The organism is Asanoa sp. NPDC050611, assembly GCF_040654855.1.
In the GTDB taxonomy this organism is placed as follows: Bacteria; Actinomycetota; Actinomycetes; order Mycobacteriales; family Micromonosporaceae; genus Asanoa.
Window position 1 is genome coordinate 1 of sequence record NZ_JBFAIU010000622.1, and the last position, 2,187, is coordinate 2,187.

Sequence of the window (2,187 nt, forward strand, 5' to 3'; positions counted from 1 at the left end):
GTTCCCCGCCGAGGTGGCCGACGAGATCATCGAGATCGCGATCAAGCTGTGGCGGGCGTTCGTCGCCGAGGACGCCACGCTGGTCAGCCGGGCAACGAAGCGCGCAGGTGCGCGATGACGCGCAGGATCTCGGTGCGGTTGTCGCGGGCCTTCAGCCAGCGCGGCAGCCGCTCCACCATGGTCGAGTGCACGGTCCCGCGGTCGCGCTCCCGCAGGCGGGCGGCGACATGGGTGGCGAGCAGGACGTCGACACCGTCCGCCGCGTACGCGCGGAGGAACCTGCGGGAATCCCCGCGGAACCGGGCCGGTCCACCGTCCATGCCGTCGACCATCGCAGGGCGGACAGCCTGCCGCACGCCAATTTGACGCCTACGTCGCCTGCCGAGAGATGCGGTCGAGCAGCGCGGGCACCCAGTGGTCTCCGTACCGTCGCGCAAGGTCCACCCGTTGCCAGTCGGTGCCGGTGATCCGGTGTCGGCACAGGGCGGAGCCGCAGGCGCAGTCCATCGTGAACGTGGCGACCGCCGTGCTCGTGGCGTAGTCGTTGGTTAGCTCGTCGCCCGCGCGGATGTCGCGCCGGGCGGTCAGCGTGTAGGCGTCGGTCCACCAGAGGTTCGGGTCGCAGCTGTGGTTGCCGCGGCCGTTCGGACGTTCTGGTGGAAGCACGAGGTGCAGGGCGTCCGTGACGGTGATGGTGTCGACGTAGGGGTGGCGCGGGTCCCGGGCCGCCGCGGCGAGCAGGGCCTGCAGCTCGGCCCCGTCGACCAGCCGACCCCCCAGCCGGGACACCGCCGTGCCCGCGGCGATGGGCCGGCTCGCGAACAGGCCGCGCCCGGCGATCGGTGACGGACGCACCTCGACGTCGGGGTGCAGCCAGCAGTCCGGTTCCGGCACGTCGACCACGCGATACATCCTAGGACGCCCTAGCGGGTGTGTCGCGCCCACGGATCACACGAAGAGGCCCCCGGTGGGGGACCGGGGGCCTCTTCGGGAAACGGGTTACGGCTGGACGGCGCCCTCGGCGGACAGGTCACGGGCCACCCGGACCAGTTCGACCAGGCCGGACGCGTACTCCTGCGACTCCGCGTGTGCCTCCTCGTACGGCGGCTGGAAGCCGACGCCCTCCCATTCCTGGGTCTCCGCGTTCCACAGGTCGTTGCCGACCTCGAAGTCCCAGGCCAGGATGCCCAGCTCGTAGTAGAGCTGGTCGGCCGAGTTGCCGGCCGCCGAGTACAGCACGTCGGCCACGGGGCCGGTGTAGGACGGCCACGTCACCGTGCCGCGGGAGCTGCGGATCGCGCCGATGATGCGCTTGGCGCTCTCCATGAAGTACGCGGACTCCTCGATGGACGGACGCGGCAGCGTGATCCGGCCGTCGGCCTTGTAGGAGCCGGGCGGCCACATGAAGTAGCCACCGTAGCTGTGCACGTTCATCGCGAACTTGATGTTCGGGTGTGACTCGGCGAGCGCGATGACGTTGCTGCTCTCCGCCTCGGACAGCTCCGACGTGCCGGAGTAGGTGCCCGACAGGCAGTTCGCGCTGCCGCCCACGTACCCGTCGAAGTAGGAACCGACCGTGTAGTTGCGGTTGACGTCGACGCCCCACGAGTTGGCCAGCCGCGGGTCGCGCTGGGCACCGACGCAGTGGTTGACCATGTTCTTGCGCTGGAAGTTGTAGTCGTTGAACGCGTAGTTCGCACCGTCCGGGTTGACCACCGGGAGCACGAAGACGTCCACATTGTCCAGCAGCGACTTGGTCTCGGGATCGGTCGCGTAGTTGGCCAGCAACCGCTCCGCGAACTCCAGCGTCACGAGCGGGGTGGCCCACTCACGGGCGTGCTCCTGCGAGTACGCCATCACGCCGATCTTCGAGCCGTCGCGGACCGAGCCGAGCCGCATGGCCTGCACGGTCCACGGCTTCTTCGACACCTCGGTGCCGTCGAGGCCGTCGTCGAGCCGGGCCGGGCCGGCGACCGGCATGACCTTGCCCGCCGAGCCGTCCTCGACGAACGCGTTGAACACCTGCGGGTAGCGCGCGCTGATGAACGCGGCGACCTGGTCGGTGGTGCTGATCACCGCTCCGGTGCTGTCCGTCGCGAGCGAGACGGTCAGGACCCGGTCCTTGTACGTGGCGTTCAGCGGCCGGTTCTTCTTGCCAGGGTCGACGGTCTTCGCCTGTACGCCGTT

At 69.7% G+C, this 2,187-nt stretch carries 3 protein-coding genes; all 3 read right to left on the reverse strand.

Annotated elements, in window-relative coordinates; translation table 11 throughout:
* Positions 1-83 precede the first annotated feature (83 nt).
* Positions 84-320, reverse strand: a complete 237-nt coding sequence (locus AB0H87_RS41060; RefSeq protein WP_360159055.1) for a hypothetical protein — start codon at positions 318-320, stop codon at positions 84-86.
* Positions 321-369: 49 nt separating this feature from the next.
* A complete protein-coding gene (locus AB0H87_RS41065; protein WP_360159058.1) occupies positions 370-903 on the reverse strand; it encodes an SET domain-containing protein in 534 nt (177 codons plus the stop codon).
* A 96-nt stretch (positions 904-999) separates the two neighbouring features.
* Positions 1,000-2,187: M14 family zinc carboxypeptidase (locus AB0H87_RS41070; RefSeq protein WP_360159061.1), on the reverse strand; the 1,188-nt coding region annotated here is incomplete at its 5' end.

What these genes read in the sequence shown, in the direction of transcription:
- AB0H87_RS41060 (WP_360159055.1), bottom strand. Translation starts at nt 320, where the DNA reads ATGGACGGTGGACCGGCCCGGTTCCGCGGGGATTCCCGCAGGTTCCTC.